Origin of the sequence: Coralliovum pocilloporae (assembly GCF_030845175.1) — a bacterium.
GTDB classification, from domain to species: domain Bacteria; phylum Pseudomonadota; class Alphaproteobacteria; order Rhizobiales; family Cohaesibacteraceae; genus Coralliovum; species Coralliovum pocilloporae.
Genome location: NZ_CP132542.1, coordinates 1,617,135 through 1,637,500 on the forward strand (window position 1 = coordinate 1,617,135; position 20,366 = coordinate 1,637,500).

Annotated in this window: 18 protein-coding genes and 1 tRNA gene (1 of these 19 only partly in view); 9 read left to right on the plus strand and 10 right to left on the minus strand. The window is 55.8% G+C overall.

The window, feature by feature from the left end:
• The first annotated feature begins 45 nt into the window (after positions 1-45).
• Positions 46-122: transfer RNA gene (locus RA157_RS07540), tRNA-Arg, on the plus strand.
• Positions 123-295: 173 nt separating this feature from the next.
• The gene (locus RA157_RS07545) at positions 296-1,393 is read left to right on the plus strand and encodes an NAD(P)H-dependent flavin oxidoreductase (RefSeq protein WP_350335856.1); all 1,098 of its coding nucleotides are present in this window, start codon (positions 296-298) and stop codon (positions 1,391-1,393) included.
• A gap of 76 nt (positions 1,394-1,469) precedes the next feature.
• Here RA157_RS07545 and RA157_RS07550 read toward each other — a convergent pair whose 3' ends face one another.
• Both RA157_RS07550 and RA157_RS07555 read right to left on the minus strand, forming a co-directional pair.
• On the minus strand, positions 1,470-2,222 hold the full coding sequence (locus RA157_RS07550) for a class I SAM-dependent methyltransferase (protein ID WP_350335857.1): 753 nt from the start codon (positions 2,220-2,222) through the stop codon (positions 1,470-1,472).
• 5 nt (positions 2,223-2,227) lie between these two features.
• Positions 2,228-4,033 (minus strand): ABC-F family ATP-binding cassette domain-containing protein, encoded by a 1,806-nt coding sequence (locus RA157_RS07555; protein WP_350335858.1) that lies wholly within the window; start codon positions 4,031-4,033, stop codon positions 2,228-2,230.
• A gap of 125 nt (positions 4,034-4,158) precedes the next feature.
• Between RA157_RS07555 and RA157_RS07560 the strand changes: the two genes are divergently transcribed.
• A complete protein-coding gene (locus RA157_RS07560) occupies positions 4,159-4,725 on the plus strand; it encodes a peroxiredoxin (RefSeq protein WP_350335859.1) in 567 nt (188 codons plus the stop codon).
• A gap of 20 nt (positions 4,726-4,745) precedes the next feature.
• On the opposite strand, the gene RA157_RS07565 is transcribed toward RA157_RS07560, so the two are convergent.
• The 5 genes from RA157_RS07565 to RA157_RS07585 form a co-directional block, all read right to left on the minus strand.
• The gene (locus RA157_RS07565; protein ID WP_350335860.1) at positions 4,746-5,207 is read right to left on the minus strand and encodes a YaiI/YqxD family protein; all 462 of its coding nucleotides are present in this window, start codon (positions 5,205-5,207) and stop codon (positions 4,746-4,748) included.
• A gap of 12 nt (positions 5,208-5,219) precedes the next feature.
• The gene (locus tag RA157_RS07570) at positions 5,220-6,326 is read right to left on the minus strand and encodes an agmatine deiminase family protein (RefSeq protein WP_350335861.1); all 1,107 of its coding nucleotides are present in this window, start codon (positions 6,324-6,326) and stop codon (positions 5,220-5,222) included.
• Positions 6,327-6,329: 3 nt separating this feature from the next.
• Positions 6,330-8,003: a peptidase U32 family protein gene (locus RA157_RS07575; RefSeq protein WP_350335862.1), complete on the minus strand. Its 1,674-nt coding sequence runs from the start codon at positions 8,001-8,003 to the stop codon at positions 6,330-6,332.
• Between the two features lie 95 nt (positions 8,004-8,098).
• The gene (mak, locus tag RA157_RS07580) at positions 8,099-8,998 is read right to left on the minus strand and encodes a fructokinase (RefSeq protein WP_350335863.1); all 900 of its coding nucleotides are present in this window, start codon (positions 8,996-8,998) and stop codon (positions 8,099-8,101) included.
• 25 nt (positions 8,999-9,023) lie between these two features.
• On the minus strand, positions 9,024-9,713 hold the full coding sequence (locus RA157_RS07585; RefSeq protein WP_350335864.1) for a class II aldolase/adducin family protein: 690 nt from the start codon (positions 9,711-9,713) through the stop codon (positions 9,024-9,026).
• A gap of 52 nt (positions 9,714-9,765) precedes the next feature.
• On the opposite strand from RA157_RS07585, the gene RA157_RS07590 reads away from it, so the two are divergent.
• Positions 9,766-10,245 carry an MmcB family DNA repair protein gene (locus RA157_RS07590; RefSeq protein WP_350335865.1) on the plus strand — a complete coding sequence of 160 codons (480 nt, stop codon included), beginning with the start codon at positions 9,766-9,768 and terminating at the stop codon, positions 10,243-10,245.
• An 18-nt stretch (positions 10,246-10,263) separates the two neighbouring features.
• On the opposite strand, the gene RA157_RS07595 is transcribed toward RA157_RS07590, so the two are convergent.
• Together RA157_RS07595 and RA157_RS07600 are read right to left on the minus strand one after the other, a co-directional pair.
• On the minus strand, positions 10,264-10,821 hold the full coding sequence (locus RA157_RS07595) for an ActR/PrrA/RegA family redox response regulator transcription factor (RefSeq protein ID WP_350335866.1): 558 nt from the start codon (positions 10,819-10,821) through the stop codon (positions 10,264-10,266).
• Positions 10,822-10,913: 92 nt separating this feature from the next.
• The gene (locus tag RA157_RS07600; RefSeq protein WP_350335867.1) at positions 10,914-12,227 is read right to left on the minus strand and encodes an ActS/PrrB/RegB family redox-sensitive histidine kinase; all 1,314 of its coding nucleotides are present in this window, start codon (positions 12,225-12,227) and stop codon (positions 10,914-10,916) included.
• 279 nt (positions 12,228-12,506) lie between these two features.
• Here RA157_RS07600 and RA157_RS07605 point away from each other — a divergent pair, with 279 nt between their 5' ends.
• The 3 genes from RA157_RS07605 to RA157_RS07615 all read left to right on the plus strand — a co-directional run bounded on the left by RA157_RS07605 (position 12,507) and on the right by RA157_RS07615 (position 15,413).
• On the plus strand, positions 12,507-13,796 hold the full coding sequence (locus RA157_RS07605; protein ID WP_350335868.1) for a polyhydroxyalkanoate depolymerase: 1,290 nt from the start codon (positions 12,507-12,509) through the stop codon (positions 13,794-13,796).
• A 276-nt stretch (positions 13,797-14,072) separates the two neighbouring features.
• Positions 14,073-14,468 (plus strand): DUF2852 domain-containing protein, encoded by a 396-nt coding sequence (locus tag RA157_RS07610; protein WP_350335869.1) that lies wholly within the window; start codon positions 14,073-14,075, stop codon positions 14,466-14,468.
• 159 nt (positions 14,469-14,627) lie between these two features.
• Complete coding sequence (locus tag RA157_RS07615) at positions 14,628-15,413, plus strand: M48 family metallopeptidase (RefSeq protein ID WP_350335870.1); 786 nt, start codon at positions 14,628-14,630, stop codon at positions 15,411-15,413.
• Here the strand turns inward: RA157_RS07615 and RA157_RS07620 are convergent.
• Positions 15,410-17,599 (minus strand): transglycosylase domain-containing protein, encoded by a 2,190-nt coding sequence (locus RA157_RS07620; protein WP_350335871.1) that lies wholly within the window; start codon positions 17,597-17,599, stop codon positions 15,410-15,412. The two genes, RA157_RS07615 and RA157_RS07620, sit on opposite strands and share 4 nt — an antisense overlap.
• Before the next feature lie 208 nt (positions 17,600-17,807).
• Here RA157_RS07620 and RA157_RS07625 point away from each other — a divergent pair, with 208 nt between their 5' ends.
• Both RA157_RS07625 and polA read left to right on the plus strand, forming a co-directional pair.
• Complete coding sequence (locus RA157_RS07625; protein ID WP_350335872.1) at positions 17,808-18,839, plus strand: acyltransferase family protein; 1,032 nt, start codon at positions 17,808-17,810, stop codon at positions 18,837-18,839.
• Between the two features lie 83 nt (positions 18,840-18,922).
• Positions 18,923-20,366 carry the 5' portion of a DNA polymerase I gene (polA, locus tag RA157_RS07630; protein ID WP_350335873.1) on the plus strand. Its footprint extends 1,445 nt past the window's final position, so the window shows 1,444 of its 2,889 coding nt (coding positions 1-1,444); it begins with the start codon at positions 18,923-18,925; its stop codon lies off the right edge, out of view.

The following is a 20,366-nucleotide window of genomic DNA, read 5'->3' on the forward strand; positions in this document are numbered from 1 at the left end:
AAGACTACCAAATGCTGCGGTTCGCATTGCGCAACCGCCTGATCCGGTCCCATAGCTCAGCTGGATAGAGCGCTGCCCTCCGAAGGCAGAGGCCAGAGGTTCGAATCCTCTTGGGACCGCCATTTCTCTTACCTCATGACAATTCGCTTTGCTCTTGCCTCCGGCGGGGCACGTTGATTCTCGTTTCCGGGAGAGAAAGAGCATCACGTGTCGCAGACGAAGCCATACCCTTCGCTCCACGGCCACTGTCCTGGCCGCTCTTTGAGAAACTTAGTTGATAATCAGGGAGATGGAGATGTGGCAAGAATCGAGATTAAGCAGGCTTCTGAACATTGAATATCCGATTGTTCAGGCTCCAATGATCCTGCAAAAACCACTTGTTCCTCTGGCTGCGGCCGTGAGTAATGCCGGAGGCTTAGGGTCTCTCGGATGCGCGGAGATGTCGATCAATGAATTGGAGCAGCGTGTCGCGCAGCTAAAGGCAAGTACAGACAAGCCATTCAATCTGAACTTTTTCCTGCACAAACCCCCGATATATCGCGCAGAGCTCGATGATCGTGCCCGATCACTGGTTGCGCCCTTCTATGAAAATCTGAATCTGGAACTGCCAGCAGATACATCGGTGACGGAAGCGGAAACGTTTGATGCAGAGAAACTCGACCTGCTCGTTGAACAGAACCCTGCAATGGTCAGCTTCCATTTTGGATGCCCACAGGGCGCGGTGGTTGACAGGCTTAAAGGTGCGGGAATCCGCGTTGCGGCCACGGCGACAACGGTATCCGAGGCGCTTGCTCTTGAGCGGTCCGGTGTTGAGATTATTGTTGCCCAAGGATGGGAAGCTGGCGGCCATAGGGGGTCATTTGCAGTGAACTATGAGGATACCGGCATTGGCACCATGGCTCTGGTTCCACAAATTGTTGATGCTGTTGACTGCCTGGTTCTGGCAGCCGGAGGCATAGGAGATGGACGTGCTATTGCCGCCAGCACGGCACTGGGTGCGGATGGTGTATGGATGGGCACAGCCTTTCTGACATGTACGGAAACGCCAATAACCGGCATTCACAGAGAAGCATTGCTGTCTGCAAGTGATGAAGACACGCACTTGTCCCGGGCATTTTCCGGTAGACCGTGCAGGGCGCGACGCACTCCATATTCTGTCGGACTGGCAGAAGGACGGCCGGACTTTCCCGAGTTTCCTCTAATGTATAATTACAGCAGTCCTATCAAGAGACATGGTATTGCCCATGACGATCTTGATCATCAGTTTCTGCTTTATGGTCAGGCCGCAGCACTGAATCGCGAAAGATCGGCAGAACAACTGATCTGCGAGCTGGTTGAGCAAACGAACGAAATTCTGACAGCGATGCAGACCCTTGGCCGTACATCTGTCTGATAGTGCGAGACCAGTGAGCTTTCCAAAGGGGATTCTAAAGACCCTTGCCTACTGGTTTGGTTGAATGTCTCAGAAGTTACCCAACAGCCCTGGCAATATAAAAGCCGTAACTGACATAGTCTGAATATCGCTCGTAGAGATCGATCTCATACCGTTCAGCATTGACGAGCGCCTGGGCGTCTTCCGAGTGATTGTGGCGTTCCAGAAAGAGCGTGAAACGCTCCTTCATCGGCTGATAGTAATTCTTAATCCAGCAGTACCGGGGCAGTGGGAAGTAACCCAGCGGCATGTAGCCGTGTTTTTCCAGAAGTGCCATCTTTTCTGCGGCAGTTGCGACTTCCGGATAGGCATTGGTCCAGTATTCACTCAGCTCGGCTGGCCGCTTGTCGGTCAGCCATGTGAGTTCTGAGACGGCCAGAATGCCTCCTGGTCTCAGAAAACCCCGCCAGTCCCGGATCCCGGCTTCAAAGCCGATATTATAGATCGCCCCTTCCGACCAGATCGCATCCAGAGATAGCGGCTCGAACGGCAGAGCATCCATGGACGCGGTCAGAGTAGAAATCCGATCTGATACGCCTGCGGCCTTGGCACGCAACTCAAGCTCGCTGAGAAAAGTTTCCAGAAAATCGACAGCGATGACCTCTGTGCCAAGCGCTTCAGCCAATAGAATTGCGGATGATCCCGTGCCACATCCGATATCGGCAATCCTCAAACCTTTCTGATTGATGAGGCCCGACAAGGACAGAGCCAGTCGTGTCTCTTCCTCGCCGCCAGGTCCCTGTCGAGCAGCGTCTTTGTGAAAGTCGATGAGAAGGCCGAGATCATCCATCCGGTCTATGATCCCTCCAGTTCTTCCTTCAGCATTTCCAGTTCCAGCCATTGCTCTTCGCAGGTGGCCAGTTCTGATTCTTTTGCTTCGAGCTTTTTGGCGATTTTCTCAAACCGGACAGGATCCTTGGCATAGAGATCGGGGTCTTCCAGTTTGCCACGCAGGGTGGCGATGTCAGCCTCCAGGCTTTCCATTTGATCCGGAAGCGTTTCAAGGGCGTGCTTTTCCTTGAATGACAGCTTGCGCTTGAGCTGCTCCGCTTTTGGTTTGGATGCGGCGAGGGTCGCTTTTTGCTTCTGCGGCTTGTTCTCCTCCGGGGCCTGCGCCTTTTTCTGTTTCAGCATGTCGGAATAGCCGCCCGCATAATCCACCCAGCGGCCATTGTCTTCTGAAGCAATTGTGGAGGTTACCACCCGGTCGATGAAATCACGGTCGTGGCTGACCAGCAGAACCGTGCCGTCATAATTGGCGAGAAGGTCCTGTAGGAGATCAAGAGTCTCAAGGTCGAGATCGTTGGTCGGTTCATCCAGCACCAGAAGGTTGGAGGGTTTGGCCAGAGCCCGGGCCAACATCAACCGTCCCCGCTCACCACCCGACAGGGCCGAAATCGGGGTGCGGGCCTGTTCAGGGCGGAACAGAAAGTCTTTCATATAGGCGATCACATGTTTCTGCTCGCCGTTCACCATCACCATGTCACCGCGCCCATCGGTCAGGGCATCTTTCAAGGTCCAGTTCGGATCAAGGCTTTCCCGCCGCTGGTCGAGGGTGATCATCTCGAGCTTGGTGCCCAGCTTGATCGTGCCGCTGTCCGGTTCCAGATCTCCTGTCAGAAGCTTGATCAGAGTGGTTTTGCCCGCACCATTGCGGCCGACAAGGCCGATACGATCCTTGCGATGCACCAGCGTTGAGAAATTGTCGATAATAACCGTTTCACCAAAGCTCTTGGACACATGGTCAACCTTGACCACTTCCTTACCGGATGTCTGGCCCTCGGTGGCGACCAGGGAAACATTGCCCTGCGCTTTTCTCAGATCCCGGCGCTGCTGGCGAAGGGCGAAAAGATTGTCCAGTCGCCGGACATTCCGCTTCCGCCGCGCCGTTACACCATAGCGAAGCCAGTGCTCCTCACGCTCAATCTGACGGTCAAGCTTGTGGGCGTCCTCCTCCTCCTTGGCGTAAATCTCATCCCGCCAGTCCTCGAAATGCGCAAACCCCTTGTCCAGTCGACGAGTCTGCCCCCGATCAAGCCAGACTGTCACATCGGTCAGGTTTTCAAGAAAACGGCGATCATGGCTGATCAGAACCAGCGCGGTGCGCATGGTTTTAAGCTCGCTTTCAAGCCATTCAATCGCAGGCAGATCCAGATGGTTGGTGGGCTCATCCAGAAGTAGGATATCCGGCTCGGGAGCCAAAGCGCGAGCAAGGGCGGCCCGGCGCGCTTCACCCCCTGACAGACGGTCCGGGCTTTCTGTGCCATCAAGCCCAAGCTCACCCAGCAGGTAGGCGGCCCGATAGGTATCATCACCCGGCCCAAGGCCTGCCTCCACATAGGAGAGTGTGTCGGAAAAGCCGCTCAGATCTGGTTCCTGGCGCAGATAGCGGACTGTCGTGCCGGGCTGGAGGAACCGCTTACCGGAATCGCTTTCCACCTGACCGGCGGCAATCTTCAGCAGGGTGGACTTTCCCGATCCATTGCGCCCGACCAGAGAAATTTTCTCTCCCGGACCGACAGCCAGCTCAGCCCCTTCAAGCAGCGGCGTGCCGCCAAAGGTAAGCGCAATGTCATGCAGGTGAAGAAGAGGAGGAGCCATAGGTGTGTATCATCCGGTCGCTACGAAGGTCGTGCCACAGCACATAGAACCTGAGCCCCTGCTTGACAAGCGTGAAGGGCAATCCCGATAGTGACGCCTGGCATTGGCAACGAAGGAAATAGGCGATGAATCAGCCGAACCTGCAGGATGTGGACTGGTCAACGATTCCAGCTCCGGAAGATGATGGTGGTGCTGATCATCTGAAAGGCAGAGCGTTTCCCGCTGTTCCGCTTCGGTCAACAGATGGCAACCTGATGGACCTGTCTGCTTTGTCCGGTCTTGTGATTCTGTTTGTCTATCCGATGACAGGTCAGCCGGGTGTCGCACTGCCTGAAGACTGGGACATGATCCCCGGCGCGCGGGGCTGTACGCCGCAATCCTGCGGGTTTCGCGATCTGGCCGCTGAGCTTAAAGAGGCGGGAGCAGATCACATCTTTGGTCTTTCCACTCAGGACACAGATTATCAGAAGGAAATGGCCGAGCGCCTGCACATGCCGTTTCCGATCCTGTCAGACAGCGAACTTGCCTTACAGAAAGCGCTCAACCTGCCAATGATGCGGGTCCACGATATGGACCTTCTCAAGCGCATGGCCCTCATTCTGAAAGATGGGGAGATCAGCAAGGTCTTCTATCCGGTTTTCCCGCCGGACAGAAATGCGCCTGATGTGCTGGAGTGGCTAAAAGGCAGGTGATTTTAGAGAATAGATGCGCTCTAACGCCGCTTGATGGCCTGAACCATGTTTTCCAGCTGATTGAGGAAGTCCGACCGGTTCTGTCGGGTGAAACTCGGGTTATGGCCGGAGATTTCACCGGTTTCCCGCAAATGCTGTTTGAGATCCCGCATGGCTAGGGCCATACCAATAGAATCCTGCGTGAAGGGCTTGCCGCCTGGTCCCAGCACAGACGCGCCACGCTCAATGCAGCGGGAGGCAAGCGGGATGTCGGCTGTAATCGCAATATCGCGATCGGTGATGCGTTCTGCAATCCAGTTATCCGCTTCGTCCGGGCCTTCGGAGACAATCACCCGGTTGATCAGCGGATTGTCATCCAGCCTCATCCAGCTGTTTGAGACCATATGGACCGGAAGGTCATGTCGGTCTGCCACCCGCATCACCTCGTCCTTTACCGGACAGGCATCAGCGTCCACATAGATCTCGATTGTGCTTTGTGTCATGGGGAGTATCCGTCAGGTGGCAGGCTGTTGCTGGGTGGCACAGTGAATACCACCACCCACTTCACCCACCGGGTCAACATTCAGCATGACGATCTCTCTGCCCGGATAAAGCGCCTGGAGGGTTTTCCGGGCCTCGCTGTCGGTGTCCCTGTCGCCGAACTCAGCGGCTATAACAGCGCCGTTGCAGACATAGTAATTGACGTAGGATGCTACAAAGTCCGGCGCGGTTACCCGGATATCATAGGGTTCTGGCAGAACTGTCAGCCTGAGCTTCCGGCCTGCTGCATCTATTGCCTGCTGAAGGATGTCATAGGTCTCAAACGCGGCCACAGACCAGGGGTCTTGCGGGTCCGGCTTCTCCGGCATCTGGATAACGATATGCCCCGGCTCCACGAAGCGGGCCAATGCATCGATGTGATAGTCAGTGATATCCGCACCAGAACGCCCCGGTGCCCAGATTACCTTGTCTGCCCCGAGCGCATCGAGAAGAAGCCGTGTCACCTCGGCCTTGGAACCCTTATTGCGGTTTGGGTTGATCCAGCTGCTTTCATGAGCGATCAGGGTTCCAGCTCCGTCACTTTCGACGCCACCGGCTTCCCCCACCAGACCATTATCCAGGAAGGGCAGGCCCAGACGATCGGCAATGGTCCTTGCAATGCGTCCGTCATTCGGATGGGGTTGCTTGTTGCCCCAGCCATTGAAATTCAGATGGGAGACCGCCAGATCACCGGAGCTGTTGCGTACAAAAACCGGGCCTGAATCCCGACACCACAAATCATCGGTCGGGATGGTCCAGATCTCTATCCCGTCGCTGAGAAGGCGTCGGGCCTTCTTTTCGTAACGCTGGTCCATCAGCATGACGACAGGTTCAAATTCAACAATCGTATTGGCAATGTCGGCAATCGACCGTTGCAGGTCAGCCAGGAACCACGAATCGTCATAAGCAGCCCGGCTCACAGGCCATTGCATGAAGGTTCTGAGATGGGGCTCGGATTCCTCCGGTAGCCAGAAGCCCGACCGGGATGTGGCAGATGCCTGCATGGAGAAACCTCCAGAGAAAAGAAGGCCCGCGCCGAGCGTCAGACCAGACTGCTTCAGGAGATGTCGCCGTGTCAGCATTTCTTATTCCGCTGCCTCTGTCGCTGCCTCTGGCACAGTTTCTGTGACCAGTGAGGCGGCCAGGTCCCTGTCCAGCAACTCTCCTTGCTTTTTGTTGGCCAGCACATCACGCGCCTTGCCGTAAGCCGGGTCGTGCCAGAAGATCAGACAGCCATTACAGCCACGCCCGCAACAGCCTTCCTTGCCGGTGCGCGGTGTACGGAAGACCCGCCCGGCAGCCCGCTCATCAAGAGAGAGCTGTGTCTGTTCCCGGCGTTTTTCGTAAGTCTTGTCCGATCCTTTGCCTAGTTCCCGATTCTGCGCTGTTTTATCGAGGCGCAACCGGTCCCATTCGTGCTGGGCGAGAGCGCGCTCCTTGCGGATGATGGTCATTTCCGGGAAATCACTGTGCATGACAGCCGGATCTTCCCGATCAAAGGCGGAGAATGGTACCCGGATATACGGTTTCTGTCCGGCATGAACGGCTTCGGTCACCTTGCCGTTTTCCGCATTCTCGAATTCATAAAGCCGGATCAGGACTGTTTCCTGCCGTTTGGGGGAAACAAATTCCAGCACGTCACCGGTTTCAATCTTGTTTTTAACCTCGATGATGAAGGCATCATCCTCAACGCGGGTGACAATCCCTGCATATTCCCATTCAGCCAGATTGGAACCGTCTTCATAGCCATGACCGTAATTGGTCAGGCGTCCGTCATGAAAAGCCAGTGTGTAGCCACGATTGGGGACTGTCGCGAGTTCGCGCAGATAGGTATCGGGCCGCCAGTTCTCCGGGTCGCGATTGTAGTCATCAATCGCCATCCGGTAGGCACGAGCCACAACGGCCACGTAGTAGGGGCTTTTGCCGCGCCCTTCCACTTTCAGGCTGTCAACGCCGATGCGCAGCAGCTCATCAAGCTTCGGCATCAGGCAGAGATCCTTGGAATTCAGGATATAAGACCCGCGCTCATCTTCCTGGATCGGCATCAGTTCACCGGCGCGGATTTCTTCCTCAAGGAAGAACTCGAACAGTTCCAGATTTTCATCCGTCAGGTTCAGCTCATGACGGGTGCCATCCTTGAGCTTCATGTGAACCTTGTATTTCCAGCGGCAGGAATTGGCGCAGGATCCCTGATTGGCACCACGCTCGGCCATGAAGTTCGACAACAGGCAGCGGCCCGAATAGGTCATGCACATGGAGCCATGAACAAAGGCTTCAAGCTTGATATCGGGGCATTTTTCCCGGATTTCGCAAAGCTCTTCGTAAGACACCTCACGGCCAAGGACGCAGAGCTTGGCTCCAAGCTGTTCCCAGAACTTGACCGATTGCCAGGAGCAGACATTGGCCTGGGTTGAGACATGCAGTTCCAGTTCCGGCGCATGCTCCTTTACAAACATGAAGACACCAGGGTCTGCCACAATCAACCCGTCCGGCTGCACCTTGCGAACAGTCTCCAGATAATGGGGAAGCTTGTCGATATCCTTGTTATGGGAAAACAGATTCAGCGTGAGATAAACCCGCTTGCCATGCTGATGGGCAAACTGAACCCCTTCCACCACATCCTCAAGGCTCATGTCCGATTTCGACCGGAGCGACATGTCCGGCGTACCCATGTAAATGGCATCCGCTCCGTAAAGAACGGCCATTTTGAGTTTCTGCAGGGAACCTGCAGGCATCAGAAGTTCGGATCGACGGGTCATGTGCGGCTCATTCGGTGCTGATGATTGCGCTGGTCTCGAGTGTCAGGAGTTCAACGGCATTCCGACGATTTTTGCAAGGGATTATACGGATAAACTCATCTTGGGCATAGCCAGGCGGCACCGCGCACGCCGGATGAGTCCCCATGCATGGCCTTTCGGACCGGTGTGTTGCAGACATCGGAGAAGACATGGCGTGGGATAAGAGCGGGAAGGTCCGTATACAGCTCATCCACATTCGACATGCCTCCGCCCAGCACAATGACGCCCGGGTCCAGCAGGTTGATGGCATGGGCGAGGGTGCGCGCAAGCCGGTCTACATAGCGGTCATAGGCTGCCCGAGCATGCGTGTCGCCTGCGCGCATGAGCCTAATGATGTCTGTGCCGAAGAAGGTTTCCTTCCCGTCAGAGCCATAATCCTTCTGGAACGCGGTGCCGGATACGAATGTTTCGATACAGCCTCTTTGCCCGCACCAGCATAAGGGGCCGGGAAAATCTTCCTCTGTCATCCAGGGGAGAGGATTATGGCCGATCTCGCCCGCAATTCCGTGGCGACCAACCAGAGGCCGACCCTTCAGGGCGATGCCCGAGCCGCACCCGGTGCCGATGATGATGGCAAGAACACAGTCCGCTCCTGCTGCAGCACCGTCCACGGCTTCAGAAACCGCAAGGCAATTGGCATCATTGGCAATATGGACTTCACGGCCAAGCTGATCTGTCAGGTCCTGTCTTAATGGCTGGCCGTTCAGCCAGGTGGAATTTGCATTTTTAACAAGGCTTGTTGCAGGTGATATCGTGCCCGGAATGCCGATCCCGATGTCCGGCAGACGTGCGCCGATTGATGCCTCTGCCAGACTGACCAGACGTACGACAGTCTCAAGCGTGCCCTGATAGTCTCCCTTGGGCGTTGACAGCCGTTCCCGGAAGACAATCCGGCCATCGTCATCAAGAAGGATGGCTTCGGTCTTTGTGCCGCCAAGATCGATCCCGATCCGCATGATGCTCTGCCTTATCCCTGAAGACTCATGTGCTGCGCCGGATGGGCATATCCCTTGCTAGCGGGTCATCCCCGTCAATCTCGTCCGGCTGCTTCCCATAACTTCTGAAACGATCCAGCACCCGCTCCATCTCATCGCCGTCGATCAGGATCGGTTCTCCGGCCTGACGCACCAGCCAGTATTGATGGGCCAGCTCTTCCACTTCACCGGCGAGCCACAGAGCCTTGCCGAGACCAGGGCCAAAGGCGATCTGCCCATGGTTGCCAAGCAGACAGGCGGATCGATCCCTGAGAGCGACGAGCATCGCTTCTGACAAGGCTTCCGTTCCAAAGGTGGCATAATCTGCGCAGCGAATGGAAGCGCCGCCAGCAACGGCTATCATGTAGTGAAAGGCCGGGATTTCCATGTGCAGACACGACAGTGCGGTCGCATGGGTGGAATGGGTATGGACCACAGCACCAGCGCTGGGATGGGCGCGATAGATATCTGAGTGCATCCGCCACTCGCTGGAGGGACGCAACTCGCCATAATAACCGCCTTCCAGATCCATCCGGACAATATGGTCAGGGGTCAGTTGATCATAGGCAATACCTGATGGTGTGATGACGAACCCGTCGTCCGTGCGCGCACTGACATTGCCTGAGGTGCCCTTGTTGAGCCCTGATGCATTCATCTGCAATGCGGTCTCAATCACCTGCTGGCGGATATCTGTCATCAACTCGGTCCTTCAGCTTTGCTTTTCTTCTTCTCCATGCCAGCATATGCGCATGATTCCAACTGATTTTGACCAAGACGCGCTGAACGATGGCAGGCAATCCGAGCGGGCATTGACCGTTCAGCGCGGGGTTGGCCGTTTTCTGAGAGCAATGAATTTCGCCTGTCTTGCCGAAATGACCCTGGCATCCGGCAGGCGGGCTGATCTGGCGGCCATGGGGCCGAAGGGCGAAATCTGGATCATCGAGATAAAGTCGTCAGTGGAAGATTTCCGTTCTGACAGCAAATGGCCGGACTATCTTGAATATTGCGACCGGTTCTTTTTTGCGACGCTGAATGATGTCCCGCTTGATATTTTCCCGGAAGAGGCCGGGTTGATCATTGCCGATGGTTTTGGTGCAGCCCTGTTGCGTGACAGCCCGAACGCATCGCTCCCGGCAGCACGCCGCAAGGCCATGATGCTGCGTTACGCGCGTATGGCATCCCTCCGGCTTCAGGATCTGGCTGACCCGGGCAGCAGGCAGGGTCTATAGATTTAAAATAAACGCGGTCTAACGCGGCGCTCTCTTTGCCAGGATGCGCTGCAATGTTCTGCGGTGCATATTCAGGCGACGGGCGGTCTCGGATACGTTGCGATCGCAAAGCTCGTAGACCCGCTGAATATGCTCCCAGCGGACCCGGTCTGCAGACATCGGGTTTTCCGGCGGCGGGGCTTTTTCATCCGGTGCTCGGATGAGAGCCGCGAAAATCTCATCGGCATCTGCCGGTTTCGAAAGATAATCGGCAGCACCCAGTTTCACAGCGCTGACGGCGGTTGCGATATTGCCATAGCCGGTCAGAATGATGGCGCGGGCATCAGGACGCCTGGCCTGCAGGGCTTCAACCACGTCCAGGCCATTTCCGTCTTCAAGGCGCATGTCGACAACCGCGTAGGCTGGCGGATCATTATCGACTTTCGACAAGGCTTCAGAGACCGTATCAGCAGTAACCGTGACGAACCCGCGCTTTTCCATGGCGCGCTCCAGCCTTTGCAGGAAGGGGCGATCATCGTCAACGAGCAGAAGTGTGCGATCTTCGCCAAGCTCAATTGCCGAGGGGTCGTCTGTCATGTTCGTCCTTCTCCTTACCGGCCTGCGGAACTTCTTTGATTTAGAAGGTTTTTACGTTTCGGGCAAGCATACCGATGACGGGATACCTGTCATCAGTCGGCCGAGGATCGTGCATCAAGTTGCGTGCGTGGCCAGGAGATTGTGAGAACGGCACCTGTCTCGGGGCCCTTGCGATTGGCGATAAGGACCCGGCCGCCGGTTCTCTCAAGCAGGGTCTTGGCAATAAAGAAGCCAAGGCCAAGGCCGCCACCGGTCTGTTTTGCGGTTCGGCTTGTAACATAAGGCTCACCCAGCCGGTTGATCAGTTCCGGTGAAAAACCGGGCCCGTCATCAACCACGGTCAATGTGATGGTCTCTTCGGTCCAGGAGCCATTGATGACCACTGCACCACTGGCAAAATCAACGGCATTTTCGACAATATTGCCAAGACCGTAAAGAAGACCCGGATTGCGCAGGATGATTGGCTCAGGGGTGTCAGGGTTGGCTGAGGAAAGATCAAGGGAAAGATCAATCCCGAAATTGCGGTGGGGCTCCATCACTTCCTCAAGCAATTGCCGAAAGCTCATCTGAGTGAAGTTGGTGTCCTGGTTACTCGACAGGGAGCGCAGTTTTGCAAGAATGTCACGACAGCGGGTGGATTGCTCAACAATCAGATCAACATCCTCCCGGATGGGGTCATCCGATGGCAGATCTGATTTCAGTTCCTTTGCGATAAGGGTAATGGTCGCGAGTGGCGTCCCAAGTTCATGAGCAGCGGCAGTGGCCAGTCCGTCGAGTGCAGACAGATGCTGTTCATGAGCCAGCACAAGCTCTGTTGCCGAAAGGGCGTCTGACAATTGCTGTGCTTCCCCCGCCACCCGTGATGTGTACATCGCCATGAAGGCCATGCTGGAGATGATCGCGATCCAGACACCGGCAATATAGATATTGGGCAGAATGAGAATACTGCCTTCCTGCCACGGCAGGGCGAAATGCCAGCGGGTCAGAAGGGTTGAAACGGCCAGCACCAGAATACCCAGCATGACGGTCCACCGACGGGGCAGGGTGGTTGCGGACACGACCACAGGGACTAGCAGAAGAACGGCGAATGGATTCTGCAGGCCGCCGGTCAGATACAGCAGGCCGGAAAGCTGGCAGACATCATAGGCAAGCAGCAGGGCAGCATCCCGGCTGCGGAGTCTGTGGGTGGACGGAAACCGGATCCTCAGAAAGATGTTCAGCCAGGCCGACAGAGCAATGAGCGCAAAGCACGGTCCGAGCGGCATGGGGAAATCGAGGCCGAATTTGACAAAGAGCACGGCCCCGGACTGACCGCTGACCGCAAGCCAGCGAAGGCGAACCAGCGTGTCGAGCTTTAGTCTGTTGCGCTCAAAAGTCGGGCTGTCTGACAGATGGTCCGGTCTCATATGGCTTCTTCCTGCAAGCAATCTGATTGCCGCACCATACCCTATCGCCTGACGAATCCGACCTCTATTTCTCATCAGTCGGATGACGGTTTACCAAACGGAAAGGAACGGACGGCACCATGGATGACGATAGTTTTTTGCGCCGCACCTATACCATTTACTAAGTGAAATCACCTGTTTCTCGGGTATTTGGGTCAAAAATCGGCTTGTGTATGACGTTTTCATGACCCTAAAATTTCGCGACGCAAAAAGAATGACGCGAACAGTCGGGGAAAACGGATGCCATATTACCACTGGTATGAGATGACTCATGCGGCCATGGGCCCGTGGCGTGCTGCTGCCGATGCGACCAGAGTGTATTTCCGCAATCCGCTTAACCCGATCTCGGCAACACCAATGGGAAAATCCATCTCGGCGGCCTGTGACCTGTTCGAGCGGACGACCCGCCGCTATGGCAAACCGGCTTTCGATCTGCCTGAGACAAGCGTCAATGGTGTCCGTGTTCCCGTTCATGAGAAAGTGGTCTGGCATCACCCGTTCTGTAATCTTCTCCATTTTGAGCGTGTTGTTCCGGATAATCACAAGCCAGATCCTAAAGTGCTGCTGGTCGCGCCGATGTCCGGTCACTATGCGACCTTGCTGCGTGGAACTGTGGAGGCATTGCTGCCGGAGCATGATGTCTACATTACTGACTGGATTGATGCTCGCCTGGTGCCATTGAGTGACGGCTCCTTTGATCTGAACGATTATGTGGATACGCTGATTTCCATTCTTCACGTGCTCGGCGGTGATGTTCATGTGGTGGCTGTGTGCCAGCCGTCAGTGCCGGTCATGGCCGCCATTTCCCGCATGGAGCAGGGAGATGATCCGAATGTCCCGCATTCCATGACCTTGATGGGCGGGCCGATTGATACCCGTCGCAATCCGACAGCCGTCAACAAGGTGGCCGAAGATCGCGGTACGGACTGGTTTGCCCGGAATGTTGTGATGAAGGTTCCGTTCCCGCACGCAGGCTGCATGCGCGATGTCTATCCGGGCTTCCTGCAATTGTCCGGTTTCATGTCGATGAATCTGGACCGGCATATGACGGCTCACGGCGATTACTTCCAGCACCTGATTGAAGGTGATGGGGATTCAGCCGAGAAGCATCGTGAATTCTATGATGAGTATCTTGCGGTTATGGATCTGGATGCGGCGTTCTATCTGCAGACTGTTGATGATGTCTTTGTGCGTCACCTTCTGCCTCGTGGTGAGTTCCGTCATCATGGAGAACTGGTCGACCCGGGCGCAATCCGTCGGGTTGCTCTGATGACCATCGAAGGTGAGAAGGATGATATCACCGGCATCGGACAGACGAGCGCAGCCCATGATCTCTGCTGCAATCTGCCTGATGAGATGAAAGCGCATTATATGCAGCCGGCAGTCGGCCATTACGGTGTCTTTAACGGATCACGTTTCCGGTCCGAGATTGCTCCGCGTATGGCCGACTTCTTCAGAAGCCATCAGAAAAAGGCCAAGAGATCAAATATACGCAGACTGCCTCGTAAGGCAGCCGCTGCTGCCAAGTAAGGCATTTGCCCAGAGCGTGACAATCGAAACCCCGAGGCCTGTGATGCAGGCCTCGGGGTTTCTGTTTTGGGGCGCGCAGCCACGTGTCATTCACGAAGAGAAATGGTCATTGGCGAATTTGACCGTTCACGAAGCAGGGTTTCGTCAATCAGCCTTGAAGTCTTTTGTTGTCACACCTATGTGAAGAGTGTTCGAACACAGTCTCGGGCACAGATGACGTCTCTGTCCCGATCCGTAAAACTTTGACAATACATACTTTGTAAAAGGGATGACTTGATGAAACGGACGTGTTCCATGAAAACCGGCTGGTCTCCGCTGAATACAGCGCTGATGGTGCTTGGTTTTATTGTTTTCTGGCCACTTGGACTGGCTATGCTGGCCTTTATCCTCTGGGGTGATGAGCTGCGTAACATGTTCTATGATGCTCGCCATCAGTTCCGGCGCCACTCAAGTCATGCCGCCGACAGTGGCAATGTGGCCTTTGATGATTATCGGGCCCGCGAACTGAAGCGCCTTGAAGAAGAGCGCCGCAAGCTTGATGAGATGCGCGAAGAGTTCGACACCTATATGCGGAACCTGCGTCGTGCGAAGGATCAGGAAGAGTTTGATCGCTTCATGAACAAGCGCCAGGAACCACGTGATGGTGAAATGCCGGATGGCAGTCCGGCCTGATGGTCTATCGGATAGTCTGATTAAAACGGGCGGGGTCGTTCCCCGCCTTTTTCTTTTGCTGATACGGTTCCGGAATTCTCCACTGGATGGCATAAACAGAAAACGCGTAACGGGTGAGTCGCGTCTTCGTCTGTTTTGGAGAGCCAAGAGTTAATGCTGATGGAACTTGTGAGCCTGTTTTCCCGCGTTCCGACCCCGGCAGCCACATTGCCGACTGGTCTGGAACAGGTTCTCATACCATATGGTCAGGGCCAGATTCCGGTGCTGATCCGGCGGAACAAGCGATCCCGGCGGATGACTTTGCGTATAGACAGAGCCAAGCGCGCTGTTGTGCTGACCATTCCGGCATCCTTGCCGCGGGCTCGGGCTGAAAGCTTTATCCGGAAGGAAACCGCCTGGATTTGCGAGCGGTTTGATGAGTTGCCCGGCCCGGTACCGATTACGCCAGGCGCTGTCATCCCGATAAGGGGAAAGTCTCACCACATTGTATCGACCGGACAAAGCAGGGGCAGGGTGGCTGTTCGGGTGCGTGGGGGAGAGAATGACCTGCTGGTGCCCGGAGATCCGAGGCATCTGGAACGGCGGGTGCTTGATTTTCTGAAAGGTGAAGCTCGGGCTGATTTTCAGAAAGCCGTCTCGCGTCACGCTGCAGAGCTGGGTGTGGCACCGTCAGCTATCCGCATAAGAGACCAGAAGACCCGCTGGGGGTCGTGTTCATCCAATGGAACTCTGTCATTCTCCTGGCGGCTTGTGCTCGCGCCTCCAGAAATTCTGGACTATCTCGCCGCTCATGAGGTGTCCCATCTTCTGGAAATGAATCATTCCGCTCAATTCTGGGCCCATTGCAGGCGACAGGCACCGCAGACGGACCAGGCCCGCGCCTGGCTGAGGGAGCATGGGGAAGAACTCCATATGATTGGCCAACAGAGAGTGGACGGGCTCTAACCCCCGAACAATCCGCGCAGGAAATTACCGATTGCGCCACCATCGCCCCCTTGCGGCTGAAGGGCACGGTCGCGACCTCTATGTCCGTCGAGCGGTTCAAGGTCCGGATTGCGCCAGGGCTTTTGTGCCGTCTGAAGGGCATCAGAGCGAAGGCCGGGAAGGGCGATTTCTATCGTATCCCGATGCGCTGCTGTCATGAAGGTGTTCCAGACCTCAACCGGAAGATTGCCGCCTGAGGCTTTCTTGGTCGGGCTGTTATTGTCATTGCCAAGCCAGACACTGGTGACCAGATTGGCGGTATAGCCCACAAACCATGCATCGCGGAAATTCTGGCTGGTGCCGGTCTTGCCGCCAGCCTGCCAGTTTTTGAGAGCGGCCTTGCGTCCGGTTCCACGCAGAAGAGTTTCGCGCATCATCAGATTCATCTCGGCAACACTGCGCTGGCTGATGACCCGCCCCGGCCCGGAACCAGAGCGCTCATAAAGAATCTGCCCGTCGCTTGTTCTGATACGGCGGATGATATGAGGAATAACGCCATAGCCACCATTGGCGAGGGGAACATAGGCGCCGGTCAACTCCAGAGGTGTCACTTCTGACGTGCCAAGGGCAAGGCTCGGATTGGCCTTGAGTTTTGACTGGATGCCGAGCCGCTGAGCCACATCCACAACAGTTTTCGGGCCAACTTCATCGGCCAGTTTGGCAGCAACGGTGTTGAGCGACAGCGCCAGGGCTGTCTGCAGACTGACCCGACCTCTGTAATCCTTTGAATAATTCTGCGGCTGCCAGCCGCGAATGGAGACCGGTCCGTCAATGCGGACCGTATCGGCTGTCAGGCCGCGTTCAATCGCTGCCAGATAAACGAAAGGCTTGAAGGCGGAACCGGGCTGCCTGCGCCCGAGTACCGCACGGTTGAACTGGCTTGTGGCATAGTCCCGGCCACCCACCAGAGCCTTGATGGCGCCCGTCGCATCCATGGAGACAAGCGCGCCCTGGCTGACCTTGTAAGCCGCACCATGCTTGTCCAGTGTTTCCTTGAGGGCATCTTCACCGATGCGCTGGAGATGCATGTCGAGCGTGGTCTCGACAATCACATCGCCGGTCAGTTTTCCAACAAAGTCCGGTAGCTGTTCAATCACCCAATCAGCCGCATAATTCTGGCTACCGCGCCGGTGACGGGTCAACTGTGTGAGCGGGCGCAGGAAGGCAATCCGGCGTTCTTCCGATGTGATGAAACCTTCCCGCTCCATAGCACCCAGCACGACCTTGGCCCTGCGTTCAGCCAGCTCGGGCGCGCGCGTTGGCGCAAAGCGTGACGGCGCTTTCAGCAATCCGGCAATGACCGCTGCTTCAGACAGGGTAATGGTGCGGACGGATTTGTCGAAATAGCGATTGGCCGCGGCATCGACGCCATAGGCTCCTGCGCCGAAATAGACCCGGTTCAGGTAGAGCTCAAGAATCTCGTCCTTGGAGTAATTGGCTTCCAGCCAGAAGGCGAGAACCAGCTCCTGAACCTTGCGCCGGAAGGAGCGCTCATGGGTCAGAAACAGGTTCTTGGCCAATTGCTGCGTCAGGGTGGAGCCACCCTGCACCAACCGCCCGGATGTGAGATTGACCATCATGGCCCGGGCAAACCCAATCGCATCAAAGCCGAAATGGCTGTAGAAACGCCGGTCTTCAATTGCAATGACGGCTTCCGGCAGATAGGGCGGCATCTGGTTCAGCCGCACAGCCTGCCCACCGGTTTCACCACGATTGGCAATCAGCTCTCCGGATGCGGAGACAATGCGCACATTGGGTGGTCTGTCCGGAACTTTCCAGTCACTGGTTTGCGGCAACTGTACCGCATAGAAAGCGACGATGCCGGCAACAGCGATGAGCCCCCAGATGCCAAGAACCGTTGACCAGTAGACAGAGAACTTGGTGGCCCGCCACAAAAAGCCGCCACGACGTTTTGACCGGCTCTGCCTCTGCTTGCTGCTGGTGTCCTTGCGTTTGCGTCTTTGCGAAGACCCCGCCGAGGCTTTCTTGCCAGTTTTGGATTGTGGCTTGGATTGCGGTCTGGATTTTGGCTTTGCCTTTTTCGGCGCAGTGGACCCTGGCCTGTCCGCCTCATCCAGCCGGATATCAAGAGACCCGCTGCGCGCAGACCGGTTCTGCCGGTTGGTGCTGTTTTTGCTTCGGGTCATCAGGCGTTATCTGCTCCAGTGGTCTGTTGCCAGTCTTGCGTCCATGAAAGGTAATTGCGGCGATTTAAGGGGCGGTTAAATGGATTGCATTTGACGCATCAAAAGAAGGTTAAATTAACCAATTCATACTCTTCACAGAACTGTAACCGGCAGGAAACCGCCATATGCGATACTATGCAGGCTGATTGTATGAGTAAGGGTGTACCCCATGAGTATTGCATCGCCGTCTCGCGTCGCCTGGGTTGACTACGCAAAGGGCTTTTGCATCATTCTTGTTGTGATGATGCATTCAACGCTTGGCGTTGGAAAAGCTGCGGGTGAAGAGGGCTGGATGCATCATGTTGTAGCCTTTGCCGCACCCTTCCGGATGCCGGACTTCTTTCTTATCTCGGGGCTGTTTCTGGCCCGCGTGATTGACCGGGACTGGCGAACCTATCTTGATAAGAAAGTGCTGCATTTCGTCTATTTCTATGTGCTCTGGGTGACTATTCAGGCCGCATTCAAGGCTCCGCCTGTTCTGCTGAATGAAGGGTTCGAGGCTGCTGCCCTGTTTTATCTGCGCGCCTTTGTCGAGCCGTTCGGGACGCTCTGGTTCATTTATCTGCTGCCTGTCTTCTTCGTTATCACCAAGCTTCTCCGCTCTGCTCCGCAGCTTCTGGTTCTCGCCGGGCTGGCCCTGCTTGAAATCGCACCTATTCATACGGGTTCTGAAATTATCGACCAGTTTGCAGGCCGGTTTGTCTTCTTCTATGCGGGATATCTGTTTGCTGACCGGATTTTTGATTTCGCTGACTGGGTGCGTAGTCATACCATTGAGGCGCTGGCTATTCTCACAGCCTGGAGTGTGGTGAATGGCGTGTTTGTCTTTGGCGGTTACAGCCATCTGCCCGTTGTTAGTCTGATGCTGGGCGGCTTTGGTGCTGTCGCTGTTATCTCTGTTTCAGCGCTTCTGTCCAAAATGAATCTGATGGCCCCGCTCAGATATCTTGGTCAGAATTCCATTGTCATCTATCTGGCCTTCTTCCTGCCGATGGCCGTATCACGGATTGTTCTGCTCAAACTTGGCATTATCAGTGATATCGGAACAATCTCACTGCTGGTGACCACAGCCGGTGTTGTCGCCCCAATTGTCTTCTTCTGGCTGGTGCAGAATACGCGTTTCGTCTTCCTCTTCCGCCGTCCGGACTGGGCTCAGCTGAAGCCGCAGATGTCGGGTGCAAAAATGGCTCCTGCGGAATAGCGGTACGAAGCATCATCCGCTACAGTCGCCCGAAACAGGCCTGCTGATTCACCAGATGGGCCGGGCGATCAGGCGGACAGCATATGGCAGACAAGAAGCATCTCTTTCTCGTTGACGGTTCATCCTACATTTTCCGTGCCTATCATGCCTTGCCACCGCTGACCCGGAAGTCAGACGGCCTGCCGGTGGGTGCGGTTGCCGGCTTCTGTAATATGATGTGGAAGCTTTTGCAGGATGCGGAAAGTTCCGCCGTTGGCGCTGTGCCAACTCATCTGGCGGTTATTTTCGACGCCAAGGGTGAATCATTCCGAAACGATATCTATCCGGACTACAAGGCGCATCGTCCGCCAGCGCCGGAGGACCTGGTGCCCCAGTTTGCCATCATCCGCGATGCAGTCTCTGCCTTCAATATTGCTCATGTTGAGCTGGCAGGTTTCGAAGCTGATGACATCATTGCCACCTATACGGACCAGGCGGTGGCTGCCGGTTACGACGTGACCATTATTTCGTCGGACAAGGATCTGATGCAGCTTGTAACCGATGGTGTTGTCATGGTCGACACCATGAAGGACAAGCGCATCGGTCCTGATCAGGTTTTTGAGAAGTTTGGCGTCACGCCTGACAAGGTCATTGATGTGCAGGCTCTGGCAGGTGATTCCGTCGATAATGTACCGGGTGTTCCAGGTATCGGTGTGAAAACAGCAGCCCAGCTGATCGGTGATTTCGGTGACCTTGATACGCTTCTCGCCGGAGCAGAGACCATCAAGCAGAAGAAACGCCGGGAAAATCTGATTGAGTTTGCAGAGCAGGCGCGGATCTCCCGTGATCTGGTGACGTTGAAGCGGGATGTGGCGCTGGACCGGACTGTGGATGATCTGATTGTTGAGCCGCTTGATGGCGGAAAACTGATTTCCTTCCTCAAGGCGATGGAGTTCTCCACCCTGACGCGGCGCATTGCCGAAGCCACGGAAGCAGATGCCGGAGAGATCGAAGCCCAGTCTCTGACCGTTCCCGGCTGGGAAAGCTCTGCGGCTTCGGCGGATGAGGATAATCAGGCCGGCGAAGCGGATCACACTGCCCAGATGATGGCGGCGGAGCGCGCCAAAGCCATCGCCGCTATTCCGGTTGATTCCACGGCCTATGATGTGGTGCGTGATGAGAGTGCTTTGGCAGCCTGGCTCGATAGGGCGCGTGCTCAGGGCTATGTGGCGCTTGATACGGAAACAACCTCCCTTGATCCCATGCAGGCTGAACTGGTGGGTGTCTCGCTGGCGCTTGCTCCGGGCAAAGCCTGTTATATTCCCCTTCTGCATCGCGGGGACAGTGATGATATGTTTGGTGGCGGCCTTGAAGAGGGGCAGATGGCTCAGTCAGAAGCCATCGCCCTGCTGAAGCCGCTGCTTGAAGATGTGTCTGTTCTGAAGATTGCCCAGAATCTCAAATATGACTGGCTGGTGCTCAAGCAGCACGGCATCGAAGTGACAGGCTTTGATGACACCATGTTGCTGTCCTACGTGCTGGATGGGG